18 protein-coding genes are annotated in these 18,957 nt (G+C 62.1%); 17 read left to right on the forward strand and 1 reads right to left on the reverse strand.

Annotation, left to right across the window (positions count from 1 at the left end; all coding sequences use genetic code 11):
• Positions 1–222: 222 nt before the first annotated feature.
• From AC1RTQ_RS05670 to AC1RTQ_RS05680, 3 genes are all read left to right on the forward strand, one after another.
• Complete coding sequence (locus tag AC1RTQ_RS05670) at positions 223–930, forward strand: transposase (protein WP_003062049.1); 708 nt, start codon at positions 223–225, stop codon at positions 928–930.
• A gap of 182 nt (positions 931–1,112) precedes the next feature.
• Positions 1,113–5,849 carry a glutamate synthase-related protein gene (locus AC1RTQ_RS05675; RefSeq protein WP_302092233.1) on the forward strand — a complete coding sequence of 1,579 codons (4,737 nt, stop codon included), beginning with the start codon at positions 1,113–1,115 and terminating at the stop codon, positions 5,847–5,849.
• A gap of 73 nt (positions 5,850–5,922) precedes the next feature.
• The gene (locus AC1RTQ_RS05680; protein ID WP_302092232.1) at positions 5,923–7,398 is read left to right on the forward strand and encodes a glutamate synthase subunit beta; all 1,476 of its coding nucleotides are present in this window, start codon (positions 5,923–5,925) and stop codon (positions 7,396–7,398) included.
• 144 nt (positions 7,399–7,542) lie between these two features.
• Here AC1RTQ_RS05680 and AC1RTQ_RS05685 read toward each other — a convergent pair whose 3' ends face one another.
• Positions 7,543–8,022, reverse strand: coding sequence for a DUF3293 domain-containing protein (locus tag AC1RTQ_RS05685; RefSeq protein WP_492874660.1), 480 nt, complete (start codon positions 8,020–8,022; stop codon positions 7,543–7,545).
• A gap of 269 nt (positions 8,023–8,291) precedes the next feature.
• Here AC1RTQ_RS05685 and AC1RTQ_RS05690 point away from each other — a divergent pair, with 269 nt between their 5' ends.
• The 14 genes from AC1RTQ_RS05690 (at position 8,292) to hisG (ending at position 18,946) form a co-directional block, all read left to right on the forward strand.
• Positions 8,292–9,101 carry an amino acid ABC transporter substrate-binding protein gene (locus AC1RTQ_RS05690; protein WP_492874661.1) on the forward strand — a complete coding sequence of 270 codons (810 nt, stop codon included), beginning with the start codon at positions 8,292–8,294 and terminating at the stop codon, positions 9,099–9,101.
• 143 nt (positions 9,102–9,244) lie between these two features.
• Positions 9,245–9,898, forward strand: a complete 654-nt coding sequence (locus tag AC1RTQ_RS05695; RefSeq protein ID WP_302092229.1) for an amino acid ABC transporter permease — start codon at positions 9,245–9,247, stop codon at positions 9,896–9,898.
• Positions 9,879–10,655 carry an amino acid ABC transporter ATP-binding protein gene (locus tag AC1RTQ_RS05700; protein ID WP_492874662.1) on the forward strand — a complete coding sequence of 259 codons (777 nt, stop codon included), beginning with the start codon at positions 9,879–9,881 and terminating at the stop codon, positions 10,653–10,655. Before AC1RTQ_RS05695 ends, AC1RTQ_RS05700 begins: the two co-directional genes overlap by 20 nt.
• Before the next feature lie 221 nt (positions 10,656–10,876).
• Entirely contained in the window at positions 10,877–11,689 is an 813-nt protein-coding gene (locus AC1RTQ_RS05705) for an ABC transporter ATP-binding protein (protein WP_302092228.1), read from the forward strand.
• On the forward strand, positions 11,686–12,462 hold the full coding sequence (mlaE, locus tag AC1RTQ_RS05710; protein WP_492874663.1) for a lipid asymmetry maintenance ABC transporter permease subunit MlaE: 777 nt from the start codon (positions 11,686–11,688) through the stop codon (positions 12,460–12,462). Before AC1RTQ_RS05705 ends, mlaE begins: the two co-directional genes overlap by 4 nt.
• Before the next feature lie 29 nt (positions 12,463–12,491).
• Entirely contained in the window at positions 12,492–12,992 is a 501-nt protein-coding gene (gene mlaD / locus AC1RTQ_RS05715; protein WP_492874664.1) for an outer membrane lipid asymmetry maintenance protein MlaD, read from the forward strand.
• The gene (locus AC1RTQ_RS05720; RefSeq protein WP_492874665.1) at positions 12,989–13,786 is read left to right on the forward strand and encodes an MlaA family lipoprotein; all 798 of its coding nucleotides are present in this window, start codon (positions 12,989–12,991) and stop codon (positions 13,784–13,786) included. The genes mlaD and AC1RTQ_RS05720 overlap by 4 nt, the downstream gene beginning before the upstream one ends.
• Before the next feature lie 80 nt (positions 13,787–13,866).
• Positions 13,867–14,499 (forward strand): MlaC/ttg2D family ABC transporter substrate-binding protein, encoded by a 633-nt coding sequence (locus tag AC1RTQ_RS05725; protein WP_492874666.1) that lies wholly within the window; start codon positions 13,867–13,869, stop codon positions 14,497–14,499.
• Positions 14,500–14,518: 19 nt separating this feature from the next.
• Entirely contained in the window at positions 14,519–14,845 is a 327-nt protein-coding gene (locus AC1RTQ_RS05730; protein ID WP_302092223.1) for an STAS domain-containing protein, read from the forward strand.
• Between the two features lie 74 nt (positions 14,846–14,919).
• Complete coding sequence (locus tag AC1RTQ_RS05735; RefSeq protein ID WP_492874667.1) at positions 14,920–15,855, forward strand: ABC transporter ATP-binding protein; 936 nt, start codon at positions 14,920–14,922, stop codon at positions 15,853–15,855.
• The gene (locus AC1RTQ_RS05740) at positions 15,852–16,607 is read left to right on the forward strand and encodes an ABC transporter permease (RefSeq protein ID WP_003058656.1); all 756 of its coding nucleotides are present in this window, start codon (positions 15,852–15,854) and stop codon (positions 16,605–16,607) included. The genes AC1RTQ_RS05735 and AC1RTQ_RS05740 overlap by 4 nt, the downstream gene beginning before the upstream one ends.
• A gap of 72 nt (positions 16,608–16,679) precedes the next feature.
• Positions 16,680–16,922, forward strand: a complete 243-nt coding sequence (locus AC1RTQ_RS05745) for a BolA family protein (RefSeq protein WP_003062090.1) — start codon at positions 16,680–16,682, stop codon at positions 16,920–16,922.
• Between the two features lie 93 nt (positions 16,923–17,015).
• Positions 17,016–18,287: a UDP-N-acetylglucosamine 1-carboxyvinyltransferase gene (gene murA / locus AC1RTQ_RS05750; RefSeq protein ID WP_492874668.1), complete on the forward strand. Its 1,272-nt coding sequence runs from the start codon at positions 17,016–17,018 to the stop codon at positions 18,285–18,287.
• A complete protein-coding gene (gene hisG, locus AC1RTQ_RS05755) occupies positions 18,284–18,946 on the forward strand; it encodes an ATP phosphoribosyltransferase (protein ID WP_034364421.1) in 663 nt (220 codons plus the stop codon). Before murA ends, hisG begins: the two co-directional genes overlap by 4 nt.
• Positions 18,947–18,957: the final 11 nt, after the last annotated feature.

Genomic DNA, 18,957 nt, shown 5'->3' on the forward strand with positions numbered 1-18,957 from the left:
CGACTTGGGGTTGAGCATCGCCCAGCGCAGGTACGGAGCATCTGTCTGAGCGAGCGCTGTTTGGCGGCATGTGCAAATGTTGACCCGAGCCCCCGCGCCGTAGCCTTGAGCGGTGGATGTGGCGTAGCCTCGATTGGCGCCCAGGAGCAAGAGGCTGCCTCATAATAATTGGATCGTCTTTTTGCTCGGGCCCGCTCACCCAGGCTCTGCTGAGATCCATCCATGGCCCGTCTTCCCCGTCTCACGCTGGCAAACATGCCGCACCACATCATCCAGCGTGGCAACAACAGCGGCGAGATCTTTGTGGATGCGCAGGATCGCCTGGTCATGCTGGATCTGATGCGCGAGATGGCGCGGCGCTTCGAGGTCGATGTGCATGCCTATGTGCTCATGCCCAATCACTTCCATCTGCTGCTGACGCCCAGGACGGAGCAGGGCGTGCCCCAGTTCATGCAGGCCGTGGGGCGCAGCTATGTGCGCTACTTCAACAACCGGCACGGGCGTACCGGCACCCTGTGGGAGGGGCGCTACCGCTGCACCGTGCTGCAGGCCGAGCAATGGCTGATGGCGACCATGGTCTCCATGGATCTCAACCCCGTGCGCGACGGGCTGGTGCAGCGCGCGGTGGACTGGCCCTGGTCCAGCTATGCGCACAACGCAGGCCTGCAAAGCGATGCGCTCATCAGCCCGCACGCGCTTTTCTGGGCTCTGGGCAACACGCCGTTTGCCCGGGATGCGGCTTATGTCAGGGCCGTGGAGGCCGGTCTGGATGCCGATACCCAGGCGCAGATCAGCCATGCCGCACTGCGTGGCTGGGCTTTGGGTGAGCCCGATTTCATTGAAAATTTGCAACAGAAAACCGAGCGGCGCGTGAAGCGGCAGAAGGCCGGCAGGCCTGCAGCACGCACAGCTTCGGTGCACGAGGACTAGGGAGCTTTCCCAACTCCTTGTTTTTATTGGATTGCTTTTCTCGGTTTTTATATGTCCCTAATTAAATTCAAATAAAAAAAGTTGAGAATTAATTGGAATCTGACCCCAATTAATACTTATTGCATAACTTCATGTCATGTCGTAATCTTGCGTTCCCCGCGATTGATATAAGAGGATTCCCCATGACGACTGCTGCCGAGATCAAGTATCTCCAGGACCACGGTCTGTACTCCAAGAGCAACGAACACGATGCCTGCGGTCTGGGCTTTGTGGCCCATATCAAGGGCCAGAAGCGCCATGACATCGTGCTGGGGGCGCTGAAGATCCTCGAAAACATCGACCATCGCGGTGCTGTGGGTGCGGACCCCCTGATGGGCGACGGCGCCGGTATCCTGATCCAGATCCCGGATCAGCTCTACCGCGAAGAAATGGCCAAGCAGGGCGTGGCACTGCCTCCTGCCGGCGAATATGGCGTGGGCATGATCTTCCTGCCCAAGGAACATGCTTCGCGCCTGGCTTGCCAGCAGGAGATGGAGCGCGCGATCAAGGCCGAAGGCCAGGTGCTGCTGGGCTGGCGCGATGTGCCGGTGAACCGCGACATGCCCATGTCGCCCACCGTGCAGGAAAAGGAACCCATCCTGCGCCAGGTCTTCATCGGCCGTGGTGCCGATGTCATCGTGCAGGATGCGCTGGAGCGCAAGCTGTACGTGATCCGCAAGACGGCCTCGGCCGCCATCCAGAACCTGGGCCTCAAGCACAGCAAGGAATACTACGTGCCCAGCATGAGCAGCCGCACTGTGGTCTACAAGGGCCTGCTGCTGGCCGATCAGGTGGGCGTGTACTACCGTGACCTGGCCGACGAGCGCTGCGTCTCGGCCATCGGCCTGGTGCACCAGCGTTTCTCCACCAACACCTTCCCCGAGTGGCCTCTGGCTCACCCCTACCGCTATGTGGCCCACAACGGTGAAATCAACACCGTGCGCGGCAACTACAACTGGATGCTGGCGCGCGAAGGCGTGATGGCCTCTCCCGTGCTGGGCGAAGACCTGCAAAAGCTCTATCCCATCAGCTTTGCCGGCCAGTCCGACACTGCCACCTTCGACAACTGCCTGGAGCTGCTGACCATGGCCGGCTACCCCATCAGCCAGGCCGTGATGATGATGATTCCCGAGCCCTGGGAGCAGCACGAAGCCATGGACGAGCGCCGCCGCGCCTTCTATGAATACCACGCTGCGATGATCGAGCCCTGGGACGGCCCCGCCTCCATCGTGTTCACCGATGGCCGCCAGATCGGCGCCACGCTGGACCGCAACGGTCTGCGTCCCTCGCGCTACTGCATCACCGATGACGATATGGTGATCCTGGCTTCCGAAGCCGGCGTGCTGCCCGTGCCCGATAGCAAGATCGTGCGCAAGTGGCGCCTGCAGCCCGGCAAGATGCTGCTGATCGACCTGGAGCAAGGTCGCATGATCGAAGACGAAGAGCTCAAGGCCAACGTCGTCAACACCAAGCCCTATAAGCAGTGGATCGAGAACCTGCGCATCAAGCTCGACGAGGTGGAAATCCCCGCCGACTTCAAGGCCCCCGCAGCCAAGACCGAGCTGTCCCTGCTGGACCGCCAGCAAGCCTTCGGCTTCACGCAGGAAGACATCAAGTTCCTGCTGACCCCCATGGCCGAGAAGGGCGAGGAAGGCATTGGCTCGATGGGCAACGACAGCCCGCTGGCCGTGCTGTCCGACAAGAACAAGCCGCTGTACAACTACTTCCGTCAGATGTTCGCCCAGGTGACGAACCCCCCCATCGACCCGATCCGCGAAGCGATCGTGATGTCGCTGGTGTCGTTCGTGGGTCCCAAGCCCAACCTGCTGGACATCAACCAGGTCAACCCGCCCATGCGCCTGGAGCTGCAGCAGCCCGTGCTCGACTTCGAAGGCATGGCCAGGCTGCGTGATATCGAAAAGCGCACCAACGGCAAGTTCAAGAGCTCGACCATCGACATCACCTACCCGCTGTCCTGGGGCAAGCAGGGTGTGGAGGCCAAGCTGGCTTCGCTGTGCGCCCACGCTGTGGACGAGATCAAGGGCGGTGCCAACATCCTGATCATCAGCGACCGCAACATGAGCGCCACGCAAGTGGCCATCCCTGCGCTGCTGGCGCTGTCCGCCATCCACCAGCATCTGGTGCGTGAAGGCCTGCGCACCACCGCCGGTCTGGTGGTGGAAACCGGCACGGCCCGCGAAGTGCATCACTTTGCCGTGCTGGCCGGCTACGGCGCCGAAGCCGTGCACCCCTATCTGGCGATGGAGACCCTGGTCGACATCTTCAGCCGCGAAGGTGCGCCCATCACTGCCGACAAGGCCATCTATCACTATGTGAAGGCCATCGGCAAGGGTCTGTCCAAGATCATGTCCAAGATGGGCGTGTCCACCTATATGTCCTACTGCGGCGCCCAGCTGTTCGAGGCCGTGGGCCTGAACAGCGAGACCGTGGACAAGTACTTCACGGGCACGGCCAGCCGTGTGGAAGGTATCGGAGTCTTCGAGATCGCCGAGGAAACCATCCGCAACCACGAGGCTGCCTTCAGCGACGACCCCGTGCTGGAAACCATGCTGGATGCCGGCGGCGAGTACGCCTGGCGTGCCCGTGGTGAAGAGCATATGTGGACGCCTGACGTGATCGCCAAGCTGCAGCACTCCACACGTGCCAACAACTTCAGCACCTACAAGGAATACGCCCAGCTGATCAACGACCAGACCAAGCGCCACATGACGCTGCGCGGCCTGTTCGAGTTCAAGTTCGACCCCGCCAAGGCCATTCCCGTGGACCAGGTCGAGTCGGCCAAGGAAATCGTCAAGCGCTTTGCCACGGGTGCCATGTCGCTGGGCTCCATCTCCACCGAAGCCCATGCCACGCTGGCCGTGGCCATGAACCGCATCGGCGGCAAGAGCAACACCGGCGAAGGCGGCGAAGATCCCAAGCGCTATCGCAATGAGCTCAAGGGCATCCCCATCAGCAAGGGCGAAACCCTGGCCTCCATCATCGGCAAGGACAAGGTCGAGTCCGATATCGAACTGCAGGCCGGCGACTCGCTGCGCTCCAAGATCAAGCAGGTCGCATCCGGTCGTTTCGGCGTGACTGCCGAATATCTGGCTTCCTCGGACCAGATCCAGATCAAGATGGCCCAGGGCGCCAAGCCCGGCGAAGGCGGCCAGCTGCCCGGCGGCAAGGTCTCCGACTACATCGGCGCACTGCGTCACTCCGTGCCCGGTGTGGGCCTGATCTCGCCTCCTCCCCACCACGACATCTACTCGATCGAAGACCTGGCGCAGCTGATCCACGATCTGAAGAACGTGGCTCCGCACGCCAGCATCAGCACCAAGCTGGTGTCCGAAGTCGGTGTGGGCACGATTGCCGCAGGCGTGACCAAGTGCAAGAGCGATCACCTGGTGATCGCAGGGCATGACGGCGGCACCGGCGCTTCGCCCTGGTCCTCCATCAAGCATGCGGGCGGCCCTTGGGAAATCGGTCTGGCCGAGACCCAGCAGACCCTGGTGCTGAACCGTCTGCGCGGCCGTGTGCGTGTGCAGGCCGACGGCCAGATGAAGACCGGTCGCGACGTGGTCATCGGCGCTTTGCTGGGTGCTGACGAGTTCGGCTTCGCCACGGCTCCGCTGGTGGTGGAAGGCTGCATCATGATGCGCAAGTGCCACCTCAACACCTGCCCCGTGGGCGTGGCTACGCAAGACCCCGTGCTGCGTGCCAAGTTCACCGGCAAGCCCGAGCATGTGGTGAACTATTTCTTCTTCATCGCTGAAGAAGTGCGCCAGATCATGGCCCAGCTGGGCATTGCCAAGTTCGACGACCTGATCGGCCGCTGCGACCTGCTCGACACCCGCAAGGGCATCGAGCACTGGAAGGCTCAGGGCCTGGACTTCAGCCGTCTGTTCGCCCAGCCCGAAGTGCCTGCCGGTGTGGCCCGCTACCACGTGGAAAGCCAGGATCACCTGCTGGACAAGGCGCTGGACGTCAAACTCATCGAGCGCTGCAAGCCCGCCATCGAAAACGGCGAGAAGGTGCGCATCATGGAAGTGGCGCGCAACGTCAACCGCTCCGTCGGTGCCATGCTCTCGGGCGCGGTGACCAAGCATCACGCCGAAGGTCTGCCAGATGACACCATCCGTATCCACTTCGAAGGTACGGGCGGCCAGTCCTTCGGTGCCTTCCTGTGCAACGGCATCACGCTGAACCTCAGCGGTGAAGCCAACGACTACACCGGCAAGGGCCTGTCCGGCGGCCGCGTGGTGGTGCATCCCAGCCATGAGTTCCGTGGCTCGACGACGACCAACACCATCGTGGGCAACACCGTGATGTTCGGCGCCACCAGCGGTGAAGCCTTCTTCAGCGGCGTGGCCGGCGAGCGCTTTGCCGTGCGTCTGTCCGGCGCCACGGCCGTGGTCGAAGGCGTGGGTGACCACGGCTGCGAATACATGACCGGCGGTACCGTGGTCGTGCTGGGCAAGACCGGCCGCAACTTCGCGGCCGGCATGAGCGGCGGCGTGGCCTATGTCTACGACGAGGACGGCAAGTTCGCCGAACGCTGCAACACCGCTTCGGTGAAGCTGGAGAAGGTGCTGCCGCACGACGAGTTTGTCTCGCGTGTCGATCCCGGCATCTGGCACCGCGGCCAGAGCGACGATCAGCAGCTGCGCGACATGGTGGAGGCTCACAGCCGCTGGACGGGTTCCAAGCGTGCCCGTGATCTGCTGGACAACTGGGCCGCAGCGCGTGCCAAGTTTGTCAAGGTGTTCCCGACCGAGTACCAGCGTGCACTTGGCGAGATCTTTGAACGCAAACAGAAGGAAAAGCAAGCTGCGAAAGCGCCAGCAGCTCCTCAAAAAGAAGCAGTAGCCGCCAAGTAAACACGGCTCCAAGCGGTGGCGGCCAGGCGGCCACCGCACTGCAAGCGAACACAGATTTCAAGGATTAAAGATCATGGGAAAGACCACCGGCTTCATGGAATACGAGCGCATCGAAGAGGGCTATGCCCCCGTTGCGGAACGTCTCAAGCACTACAAGGAATTCGTCATCGGCCTGACCACCGATCAGGCCAAGGTGCAGGCTGCGCGCTGCATGGACTGCGGCACGCCGTTTTGCAACAACGGCTGCCCGGTCAACAACATCATTCCGGACTTCAACGACCTCGTGTACCAGGGTGACTGGAAGAACGCCATCACCACGCTGCACAGCACCAACAACTTCCCCGAGTTCACGGGCCGCATCTGCCCCGCACCCTGCGAAGCTGCCTGTGTGGCCAATATCAATGGCGACGCCATCGGCATCAAGTCCATCGAGCACTCCATCATCGACCGCGCCTGGAGCGAAGGCTGGGTCAAGCCCCTGCCGCCCAAGCACAAGACCGGCAAGAAGGTGGCGGTGGTCGGTGCCGGCCCTGCTGGCATGGCAGCGGCCCAGCAACTGGTGCGCGCCGGCCACGACGTGACCCTGTTCGAGAAGAACGACCGCGTGGGCGGCCTGCTGCGCTACGGCATTCCCGACTTCAAGCTGGACAAGGGCCTGATCGAGCGCCGTGTCGAGCAGATGGTGGCCGAAGGCCTGAAGATCCGCACCGGCGTGCTGATTGCCGGCAAGGACGGTCTGGGCAAGGATTCCAAGGTCACCAACTGGGCCAAGGAAACCATCAGCCCCGAGCAGCTCAATGCCGAGTTCGACGCCGTGCTGCTGACCGGCGGTTCCGAGCAGTCGCGTGACCTGCCCGTGCCCGGCCGCGATCTGGAAGGCGTGCACTTCGCGATGGAGTTCCTGCCCCAGCAGAACAAGGTCAACGCGGGTGACAAGCTCAAGGGCCAGATCCGTGCCGACGGCAAGCATGTCATCGTCATCGGCGGTGGCGACACCGGCTCCGACTGCGTGGGCACCTCCAACCGCCATGGCGCCAAGAGCGTGACCCAGTTCGAGGTCATGCCCATGCCGCCCGAGCAGGAGAACAAGCCCCTGGTCTGGCCTTACTGGCCGATCAAGCTGCGTACCTCGTCCAGCCACGACGAAGGCGTGACGCGCGAGTTCGCCATCTCCACCAAGGAATTCACCGGCGAAAAGGGCAAGGTCAAGAGCCTGACCACCGTGCAGGTCGAGTTCAAGGACGGCAAGCTGAGCGAAGTGCCCGGCACGGAAAAGGTCTGGCCCGCCGATCTGGTGCTGCTGGCCATGGGCTTTGTGAACCCGGTGGCCACCGTGCTCGAAGCCTTTGGCGTCGACAAGGATGCACGCGGCAACGCCAAGGCCAGCACCGACTTCATCGGCGGCTATGCCACCAGCGTGCCCAAGGTGTTCGCTGCCGGCGACATCCGCCGCGGCCAGTCGCTGGTCGTGTGGGCGATTCGCGAAGGCCGCCAGGCGGCGCGTGCCGTGGACGAGTTCCTGATGGGCGCCAGCGAACTGCCTCGCTGATCATTCACAGCGGGTCATCACACAAAAGGCATTCCTCGGAATGCCTTTTGTTTTTGATAGCTGCAAGCGCTTGCCATGGCTGGAATTCAAATAGTTTTTACTAGTTTTTTGATTGCTGTAAAGCGCAAGGTGCTATCAAAATATTCAGCGCATCCACAGCAGCCGAGGCCGGGCGTCGGCATCGCTCCACAGCACGGCGTTCTGCTGCCAGCGCCGGCCCCATTGCCGGGCCGTGTCGGCGTCCATGCCCCAGATCAGCACGCTGTCTTCGGCGGGCCACTGGCCTTGGGGGTCCTGGCCGCAGCCGCCCAGATACTGCCAGCCCTCCCTGTCCAGCGCATGGCGCAGGGCGCGCATGCGGCGTGCGTTTTCAGCCGGCTCCAGGATCTGTCCCCAGGGATTGCAGGCCGTGAGATAGCAGGCGGCCCGGATGGGCTGCCGTCCCAGTTGCTGCCCGAGCCAGTCATTGCGCTCGCCCACGCGTAGCGTCTGTGCGACAGCGCCCTGTGCGACAGCGCCCTGTGCGACAGCGCCCTGGGCGGCATCGACCCGGTAGAGCGCGTTGCGATAGGCATGCTGCAAGGCGGCGGGGAGCTGGCTGGTGCCGGGTGACGGTGGTGACATGGTCTGGAGTTTGGCAAGCTTGCACTTGGTGAGGACTTACGCACACAAGAATGCAGCAACAACGGCCTGCCTCCTGAGGCAGCCGTCTTGCCTGAGTCTGTTTTGCGTAAGTCGTGATGGTTTTGCGACCGGCGAGTGACGTTCTGTCCCGTCTGCGCGACAATAGCGGATTCGGCGCTGGCGGCAGCCCGGCTCCGGGGCTGTTGCGATAGACCCGGGCAGGAGACAAAGCCCCTGCCTCCGCTTTTTCCACTTCAAATTTTGACGCCATGAAAAAACGTACCCTGCTGGCCTCGGTGGCCCTGACTGCAATTTTGGCTGCCTGCGGCAAGAACGAGCCCGCAAGCAACACCGCTGCAGCTCCTGCGCCCGCTCCTGCGGCAGCCGCCGCCAAGCTGGTGGTGGGTCTGGACGACAACTTCCCGCCCATGGGTTTCCGTGACGAAAAGAACGAGCTGGTCGGTTTCGACATCGACATGGCCCGTGAAGTGGCCAAGCGCGCCAATATCGAAGTGCAATTCAAGCCCATCGACTGGAACGCCAAGGAAGCCGAGCTGCTGGGCAAGCGCGTGGACGCGCTGTGGAACGGCCTGACCATTCTGGAAGAGCGCAAGGAAAAGATCCTGTTCTCCGACCCCTACATGGTCAACAAGCAGATCATCATCGTGAAGGCCGGCTCTCCCATCAAGAGCAAGGCCGACATGGTCGGCAAGGTCGTGGGTGCCCAGGAAGGCTCCAGCGCCGTGACCGCCCTGACCAAGGACAAGGAGCTGTCGGACAAGTTCAAGGAAACCAAGCTGTTCGGCGACAACATCACGGCTCTGATGGATCTGGACGCCGGCCGTCTGGACGTGGTGGTGGTGGATGAAGTGGTGGGCCGTTTCCTGGTCAACAAAAAGCCCGAAAACTACGTGGTGCTGGCTGATGACTTCGGCACCGAAGACTACGGCGTGGGCTTTCGCAAGGATGACGAAGCCACACGCAACAAGGTCAACGATGTGCTGAGCGAAATGAAGAAGGACGGCAAGGCTGCTGAAATCGCCCAGAAGTGGTTTGGCGCTGACGTGATCAAGCACTAATCCCTTTTTCGTGTACTGCACCGGCAATGCCTGGCATTGCCGGTTTTTTTTGCGACGACAATGCGTGCAAACACTTCCTTTTGCGCACGCCCGTGCCTGTGGCGGGCTTTCGATAGCTGCAGCGCCACACTGAAGGCCATTTGATGGACTATGTAATCTCGCTCCTGGGGCCCATGTCGGCTGGTGCCCTTGTCACACTCAAGCTGTTTTTCATCACGCTGGTGCTTTCCATCCCTCTGGGGCTGGCGTTGGCGCTGATGCGCATCTCCAGCATCAAGCCGCTGAGCAGCGCCGTGGGCGCCTATATCTGGCTGATGCGTGGCACGCCGCTGATGCTGCAGCTGCTGTTTGTTTACTTCGCGCTGCCCTTTGTGCCCTACATCGGCGTGCGCCTGCCCGACTTTCAGGCGGCCGTGGTGGCATTTGCGCTGAACTACGCGGCCTATTTCGCTGAAATTTTCCGTGCTGGCATCAAGTCCGTGGACCGCGGCCAGTACGAAGGTGCCAAGGTGCTGGGGATGACTTATGCCCAGACCATGCGCCGCATTGTGCTGCCCCAGATGTGGGCCCGCATCCTGCCGCCCGTCAGCAACGAGACCATTACCCTGGTCAAGGACACTTCGCTGATCTATGTGCTGGCGCTCAACGACCTGCTGCGCGTGGCGCGCGGTGTGGTGCAGCGCGACTTCAGCTTCACGCCCTTTGTCGTGGCTGCGGCCTTCTATCTGATCATGACCCTGGTGCTGACCTGGGGCTTCCAATACCTCGAGAAACGCTATGCCAAGTATGAAGCCTGATGTGATGATCTCCGCCCAGGGCATCCACAAGGCCTTTGGCGGCAATGAAGTGCTGCGCGGCGTCTCCCTGGATCTGCTGCGCGGCGAGGTGGTGGCCGTGATCGGCCCGTCCGGCTCGGGCAAGAGCACCTTTCTGCGCTGCCTCAACCACCTGGAAACGATTGACCGAGGCACCATCAGCATCGAAGGTGCGGTGCTGGCGCGCTCCGAGGGCGAGGCCAGGGCCCAGTATGTGAGCGAGGCCGAGATCCGCAAGATCGGCCGCAAGATGGGCATGGTGTTTCAGTCCTTCAATCTGTTTCCCCATCTCACGGTGCTGGAAAACATCATCGAGGCGCCCGTCGTCGTCAAGGGCATGAAGCGCGAAGACATCGTCCCCAAGGCCGAGGCCCTGCTTGCCAAGGTGGGACTGGCCGCCAAGCGCGATGCCTACCCCAACCATCTCTCAGGCGGTCAGAAGCAGCGCGTGGCGATTGCGCGTGCGCTGGCCATGGAGCCGGACATTCTGCTGTTCGACGAGCCCACCTCGGCGCTGGACCCCGAGCTGACCGGCGAGGTGCTGCGCACCATGCGCGAACTGGCCGAGGAGCACATGACCATGCTGGTCGTGACCCACGAGATGGGTTTTGCGCGAGAGGTGGCCAACCGCGTCATCTTCATGGACGGTGGCTACATCGTCGAGCAAGGCCCGTCTGAAGCATTTTTTGCGGCGCCTCAGCACGAGCGCACCAAGGCGTTTCTGCAGAATATGTTGTAAATAAGTCGCAACTGCCGATGAGGTTTAATATCGCAAAAAAAGCAGTTTGCGCATGTACAACAAGCGCTGACAGCTCCTGAAACAGGAGTGATGGCTCTGCGATACAAGCCAGGCTTTGAAGAAACATTCGTGAATGTATGTTTACTTGGGGCTAACCCGCGCTTTTTGTCGAGCTTGTCGGCACAATACCAGTTTGCTTTCTCTTGAGCGGCTCTTTACGCATGTCATCCAACGCACCCTTTGTGGAACTGCGCAATGTCACCTTTGGCTATGGTGACCGCGTCATCCTGCGCGATCTGTCCCTGCAAGTGCCGCGCGGCAAGGTCACGGCGCTGATGGGCGCATCGGGCGGCGGCAAGACCACGGTGCTGCGTCTGATCGGCGGGCAGAACCGCGCCCAGCAGGGGCAGGTGCTGTTTGACGGCCAGGATGTGACCACCATGGATGCGCAGCAGCTCTACGCCGCGCGTCGCCGCATGGGCATGCTGTTTCAGTTCGGTGCACTGTTCACCGATATGAGCGTGTTCGACAACGTGGCCTTTCCGCTGCGCGAGCACACCGATCTGCCCGAAGAGCTGATTCGCGACATCGTGCTCATGAAGCTGCATGCCGTGGGCCTGCGCGGTGCGCGCGATCTGATGCCTTCCCAGGTCTCGGGCGGCATGGCCCGCCGCGTGGCACTGGCCCGCGCGATTGCGCTGGATCCCGAACTCATCATGTATGACGAGCCTTTCGCGGGCCTGGACCCTATTTCACTGGGTACCTCGGCGCAGCTGATCCGCCAGCTCAACGATGCCATGGGCCTGACTTCGATTCTGGTTTCCCACGATCTGGAGGAAACCTTCCGCGTGGCCGACCATGTGGTGATTCTGGGGGCCGGCGGCGTTGCCGCTCAGGGCACACCCGATGAGGTGCGCGCCAGCGCCGACCCGCTGGTGCAGCAGTTCATCCATGCCAGACCCACGGGGCCTGTGCCGTTTCACTATCCGGGCGTCAGCGCCGACGAGGACTTTGGCAGCAGGAGGCGTGCATGAACTTTCTCGCACGCATTGGCCTGGCGGTGCGCTGCCAGCTGGTGAACATGGGGATTGCCGCGCGCCTGCTGTGGCGCCTGCTGGGCTTGATGGGGCCGGCGCTCAGGCGACCGCGCCTGATCGGCGACCAGATTCACTTTCTGGGCAATTATTCGCTGGCCATCATCGGCGTCTCCGGTCTGTTCGTGGGCTTTGTGCTGGGTCTGCAGGGCTATTACATCCTGCAGCGCTATGGCTCGGCCGAGGCGCTGGGCATGATGGTGGCCCTGAGCCTGCTACGCGAGCTGGGACCCGTAGTCACTGCCTTGCTGTTCGCGGGCCGTGCCGGCACGGCCCTGACTGCCGAAATCGGCCTGATGAAGGCTGGTGAACAGCTGTCGGCCATGGAGATGATGGCGGTTGACCCCGTCAAACGCATTCTGGCGCCGCGCTTCTGGGCCGGTCTGATCACCATGCCTTTGCTGGCTGCGGTCTTCAGTGCCGTCGGCGTGCTCGGCGGCTGGCTGGTGGGCGTGGTGATGATCGGCGTCGACAGCGGTGCTTTCTGGGGGCAGATGCAGCAGGGGGTGGACTGGTGGAGCGATTTGGGCAATGGCGTGCTCAAGAGCTTTGTCTTCGGTTTGGCCGTGACCTTTGTGGCCCTGCTTGAGGGCTATGCCGCCAAGCCTACGCCCGAAGGGGTTTCCCGAGCCACCACCCGTACCGTGGTCGTGGCCTCGCTGGCGGTGCTGGGTCTGGACTTCCTGCTCACAGCAACCATGTTCAGCATTTGAGGCTGCACAGCAGATAAAGGTAGAAAATCATGCAGCAAAAGAAAAGTGATCTCTGGGTTGGCCTGTTTGTGCTGATCGGTGTTCTGGCCCTGGTGTTCCTGGCCTTGCAGTCGGCCAATCTGCTGAACCTGAACTTCCAGAAGACCTATACGATTACCGCCCGCTTTGACAATATCGGCGGGCTCAAGCCCAAGGCCGCCGTCAAGAGCGCAGGCGTGGTTGTGGGCCGCATCGAGTCCATCACCTTCAACGACCAGACCTTCCAGGCCAACGTGGCCATGAGCATGGAAACCCGTTACGCCTTTCCCAAGGATAGTTCGCTGAAAATTCTGACAAGCGGTCTGCTGGGCGATCAGTACATTGGTATTGAGGCGGGCGCCAGCGAAGAGAACCTCAAGGCCGGCGACCGCGTGACGGCCACCCAGTCTGCCGTGGTGCTGGAGAATCTGATCGGTCAGTTTCTCTACAGCAAGGCGGAGCAGGGTGGTGATTCAGGTGGTGCCACGGCCAACGGGGGAGCGAAAGAATGATGACTACAACAAGCCCACAGACGAAATTGACGTCAGACAAGAACCAGGCGCTCAGCCGCGTTGCGCTGGCAGCCAGTGTTTCCGTAGCCGCACTGCTGTCCGGCTGCGCCACCACCACGGGCCCTGCCAACCCTGCCGACCCGCTGGAGTCCATGAACCGCAGCATCTACTCCTTCAACGAAGGCGTGGACGATGCGATCTTCAAGCCCGTGGCCACGGCCTATCAGACCGTGACGCCGCGTGTGGCGCGTCAGGGCGTGACCAACTTCTTCGACAATCTCGGCGATGCTTGGTCCTTCGTCAACAATGTGCTGCAGGGCCAGGGCCAGGGGGCTTACAACTCCATGGTGCGCTTCAGCGTGAACACGGTGCTGGGTATCGGCGGTCTGTTCGACATCGCCAGCGAGGCTGGCATCGAGCGCCGCAAGCAGGACTTTGGCCAGACTCTGGGTCGCTGGGGCATGCCCACGGGGCCGTATCTGGTGCTGCCCTTCTGGGGGCCGTCCACGGTGCGGGATTCGGCCGGCCTGGTGGTCGATGCCTACGGCTATCCCGCCAACACCATGGATGATGTGCGCTGGCGCAACAGCCTGTTCGGTCTGCGCATGGTCAACAACCGTGCCAATTTGCTCAAGGCCGGCGATGTGCTGGACTCCGTTGCGCTCGACAAATACAGCCTGGTGCGCGATGTCTATCTGCGCTCGCGCATTGGCGGCGCGGCGTCCGGCGGCGATGGTCGTCTCGAAAACTATGATGACGACAACGCCGGCAAGCTGCCCCCAGAAGGCCAGTGAGCCGGTAGAGCTTGGTTACAAACATGATGCACAGGCTGCGTGAGTACGGTGACACTTGCGGGCCTAGGAGAAAAAACGCAATGAAGATTACTCGTCGCATGTGGGGCATGGCAGCAGGTGCCGTGCTCGCTCTGAATCTGGGTCTGCCCGCAGCCCGGGCTGCTGAGGAAGCGCCCGATGCACTGGTCAAGCGCGTCTCTTCCGATGTGCTGGAGACCATCAAGAAGGATGCCTCGCTGCGCAACGGCGATTCCAGCAAGATCAATGCGCTGGTCAACGAGAAGGTCATGCCCTATGTGGACTTTCGCCGCATGACATCGGCCGCGGTCGGTCCGGCCTGGCGTCAGGCCACACCCGAGCAGCGCCAGAAGCTGCAGGATGAGTTCAAGGCCTTGCTGATTCGCACCTATGCGGGGGCCCTGTCCCAGGTCGGCGATCAGACCATTACCGTCAGGCCTGTGCGCATGGCCGCCGGCGACACCGACGTGCTGGTGCGTACCCAGGTCAACGGCCGTGGCGACCCCGTGCAGCTGGATTTCCGTCTGGAAAAGCAGGGCACGGGTTGGAAGCTCTACAACTTCAACGTGCTCGGTGTGTGGCTGGTGGAAACCTATCGCAACCAGTTTGCGCAGGAAATCAATGCCAATGGCATTGATGGCCTGATCAAGACCCTGGCCTCGCGCAGCTCCATGCCGGCCACGGCCACCAAGTAAGCAAAGCGCTTCAGACGTCATGGCGCGCTCAGCTAGCAACCCTCTGCAATTGCCCAAGGAACTGACCTATCGTCAGGGGCGCGACTGTCTGCTGCGTCTGCGTCCGTTGGTCACGGGCCATGCAGATGCCCAGGTGGTGCTGGATGCCAGCGCCGTCAAGGTCTTTGACTCGGCGGCTCTGGCCGTGCTGCTGGGCTGCCGGCGTGCTGCCCAGGAGGTGGGCAAGCAGCTCATCGTCCAGGGTCTGCCCAAGGGGCTGCAGTCCATGGCCGCGCTGTATGGCGTGGACGGATTGCTGATGCCCGCTCCCGAGCCCGATGCGGCTGCCACCGCTCAGCAGGGCTAGGCTGACGAATCATTGTGTCCGGCTAAGCCCCGCCAAGGCAGAGGCTGTGGGCAAGCCCTAGAATCATGGGCTCCATGTCCGCAGTCTCATTCCAATCCGTCTCCAAGACCTACCGCACCCCCAAGGGGGATTTCCAGGCGCTCAAATCGGTGAGCCTGGATATCGAGGAAGGTGAATTCTTCGGTCTGCTAGGCCCCAACGGCGCCGGCAAGACCACGATGATCAGTATCCTCGCCGGACTGGCGCAAGCCACGGGCGGGCGCGTGCTGGTGCAGGGAAGCGATGTGCAGGCCGATTACGCCGATGCACGCCGCAAGCTGGGCATCGTGCCGCAGGAGCTGGTGTTCGACCCGTTCTTCAATGTGCGCGAGGCCTTGAAATTCCAGTCCGGATATTTCGGCGTCAAGAACAACGATGACTGGATCGACGAGCTGCTCGACAGCCTGGGCCTGATGGACAAGGCACACAACAATATGCGCCAGCTCTCGGGCGGCATGAAGCGCCGCGTGCTGGTGGCCCAGGCCCTGGTGCACAAGCCGCCCATCATCGTGCTGGACGAGCCCACGGCCGGTGTGGACGTGGAGCTGCGCCAGACTCTGTGGCATTTCATTGCCAAGCTCAACAAGCAGGGCCACACGGTTCTGCTGACCACCCACTATCTCGAAGAAGCCGAGGCACTGTGCAGCCGCGTGGCCATGCTCAAGCGCGGCGAGATCATCAAGCTCTCGCCCATGAGCGAGCTGCTCAAATCGGCTTCCAGCAATGTGCTGCAGTTCAAGACCGATAGCGCCTTGCCCAAGGCAGTGGCTGACAGAGCGCGTGTAACCGGTCGAATCGTGCAGATTCCCGCCGCCCATGCAGTCGATGTGGAGCAACTGCTGGCCGCTTTGCGCGAAGCGGGTGTGACCCCCGAGGATGTGGAGATCCGCCGCGCGGATCTGGAAGATGTGTTCATCCACATCATGAATGAAGGCTCCAGGACACAGGCTCCTGCAGGAGGTGTCCAATGAACGGTTGGCAGACCCTGCTCAAGAAGGAAGTGCTGCGCTTCTGGAAAGTGAGCTTTCAGACCGTGGCCGCACCGGTGCTCACGGCCGTGCTCTATCTGCTGGTTTTCGGCCATGTGCTCGAAGGCCGGGTCATGGTCTACGACCGCATCCCCTACACCGCGTTCCTGATTCCCGGTCTGGTGATGATGAGCATGTTGCAAAACGCTTTTGCCAACAGCTCGTCCAGCCTGGTGCAGAGCAAGATCATGGGCTCGCTGGTGTTCGTGCTGCTCACGCCGCTGTCGCACTGGGCCTGGTTCAGCGCCTATGTGGGAGCGGCCATTTTGCGCGGCCTGCTGGTCGGTCTGGGCGTGTTTGTGGTCACGCTGTTCTTTGCCGTGCCCGACTTTGCCGCGCCGCTGTGGATTTTGGTGTTCGGCTTTCTGGGCTGTGCCCTGATGGGCACGCTGGGCCTGATCGCCGGTCTGTGGGCCGAGAAGTTCGACCAGATGGCGGCTTTCCAGAACTTTCTGATCATGCCCCTGACCTTTCTGTCCGGCGTGTTCTATTCCGTGCACTCGCTGCCCGGCTTCTGGCAGGCGGTCAGCCATGTCAACCCGTTCTTCTACATGATCGACGGCTTCCGCTATGGCTTCTTCGGCCAGAGCGATGTCTCGCCCTGGCTCAGCTTTGCCATCGTGGGCGCTGCCTGGCTGGCCGTGAGCGCGCTGGCCGTGCACCTGCTGCGTATCGGCTACAAGATTCGTAACTGATTTTTAGAATGGACGCAGGGCGGCGTGCGAGACAATGACCGGTTTCGCCAGCTTTGCGCTTAAAGGTTCCCCATGACTGCAGACCAACTCAAAGACCTGATCGCCGCCGGCCTGCCCTGCGAGCATATTGCGCTGGAAGGCGATGGCCGACATTGGTTTGCCACCATCGTGTCTGCACAGTTTGAAGGCCAGCGTCTGCTGGGCCGCCAGCGCCTGGTGTATGCGACGCTGGGCAACCGCATGGCCACCGATGAAGTCCATGCCCTGTCCATGAAGACCTACACCCCGGCAGAATGGGCTGCCGCCCAGGCCTGAGGCGGCTTGAAAAGCAAGATTGATAGCCGTCAGCGCTTGATACATAAGCGCTGAGTGCATTTTTTATATACATAACATTCAAGGCTTGAAGCCATGGACAAACTCAAGATCCACGGTGGTCGTCCCCTCAAGGGCGAAGTAATCATTTCCGGTGCCAAAAACGCCGCTCTGCCTGAAATGTGTGCCGCACTGCTCACGGCCGAGCCCGTGCATCTGCACAATGTGCCGCGTCTGCACGATGTGGCCACCATGCGCAAGCTGCTGGCCAATATGGGTGTGCAGACCGAAACCCATGGCGAACGCGGCGGCATGAGCTTTGTGGCCCCCGACAGCCTGACGCCCGAAGCGCCTTACGAGCTGGTCAAGACCATGCGCGCCTCGGTGCTGGCCCTGGGCCCGCTGCTGGCCCGCTTCGGCCACGCCAAGGTGTCGCTGCCCGGCGGCTGCGCGATAGGCTCGCGCCCCGTGGATCAGCACATCAAGGGCCTGCAGGCCATGGGTGCCATCATCACCGTGGAAAACGGCTATATGCATGCCAGCCTGCCCGAAGGCCGCAAGCGTCTGAAGGGCGCACGCATCACCACCGACATGGTGACCGTGACCGGCACCGAGAACTTCCTGATGGCCGCTGCGCTGGCCGAAGGCGAGACAGTGCTGGAAAACGCCGCCATGGAGCCCGAAATCTCCGATCTGGCCGAGATGCTGATCAAGATGGGGGCCAGGATCACCGGTCACGGCACCAGCCATATTGTGATTCAGGGCGTGGACAGGCTCCATGGCTGCGAGCACCAGGTGGTGGCCGACCGTATCGAGGCCGGCACCTTCCTGTGCGCCGTGGCAGCCACCAGCGGTGAGGCGCTGCTGCACCACGCGCGTGCCGACCATCTGGGCGCCGTGATCGACAAGCTCAAGGATGCGGGTGTGAGCGTGGAGTGCGTGGATGGCGGCCTGAAGGTGGCCTCCTCGGGCAAGCTCAAGGCCCAGGGCTTTCGCACCACCGAATATCCGGGCTTTCCCACCGATATGCAGGCCCAGTTCATGGCGCTGAACCTGGTGGCCGAAGGCACCAGCATGGTGACCGAGACCATCTTCGAGAACCGCTTCATGCATGTCAACGAGATGGTGCGCCTGGGCGCGCGCATCACCACCGACGGCCGCGTGGCGACCATCGAAGGCGGCAAGCGCCTGTCCGGCGCCACCGTGATGGCCACCGATCTGCGCGCTTCGGCCAGCCTGGTGATTGCCGGTCTGGTGGCCGAGGGCGAGACCATCGTCGATCGCATCTACCACCTGGATCGTGGCTACGACCGAATGGAAGACAAGCTGCGCGCCCTGGGCGCCGATATCGAGAGAATTTCCGCATGAGCACCGCAACGCCTGTGACCATCGCCCTGTCCAAGGGCCGCATTTTTGAAGAAACGGTGCCTCTGCTGGCCGCTGCCGGCATCGAGGTGACCGAGGATGTGGAAAAGTCGCGCAAGCTGATTTTCGACACCAACCGTCCCGATGTGCGCGTGGTGCTGGTGCGAGCTTCGGACGTGCCCGTCTATGTGCAATACGGTGGCGCGGACCTGGGCGTCTCGGGCCTGGATTCGTTGATCGAGCATGGCGGCCAGGGCCTGTACCAGCCGCTGGACCTGCAGATCGCCAAGTGCCGCGTCAGCGTGGCCGTGCGCAACGGCTTCGACTACCAACTGGCCGTCAAGCAGGGCGCGCGTCTGCGCATCGCCACCAAGTACCCCGAGATTGCCCGCAACTTCTTTGCCAAGAAGGGCGTGCACGTGGACATGGTCAAGCTCTACGGCTCCATGGAGCTGGCGCCGCTGACCGGCATGGCCGATGCCATCGTCGATCTGGTGTCCACCGGCAACACGCTCAAGGCCAACGATCTGGTCGAGGTCGAGCCCATCATGGACATCAGCTCGCGTCTGGTCGTCAACCAGGCTTCGCTCAAGCTCAAGCAGGCTCCGCTGCGCCACATCATCGATGCGTTTGCGCAGGCCGTTGCCGCCAAGAACAACTGATTTCCCCCACT

Source organism: Comamonas sp. GW821-FHT11H03 (assembly GCF_058807955.1).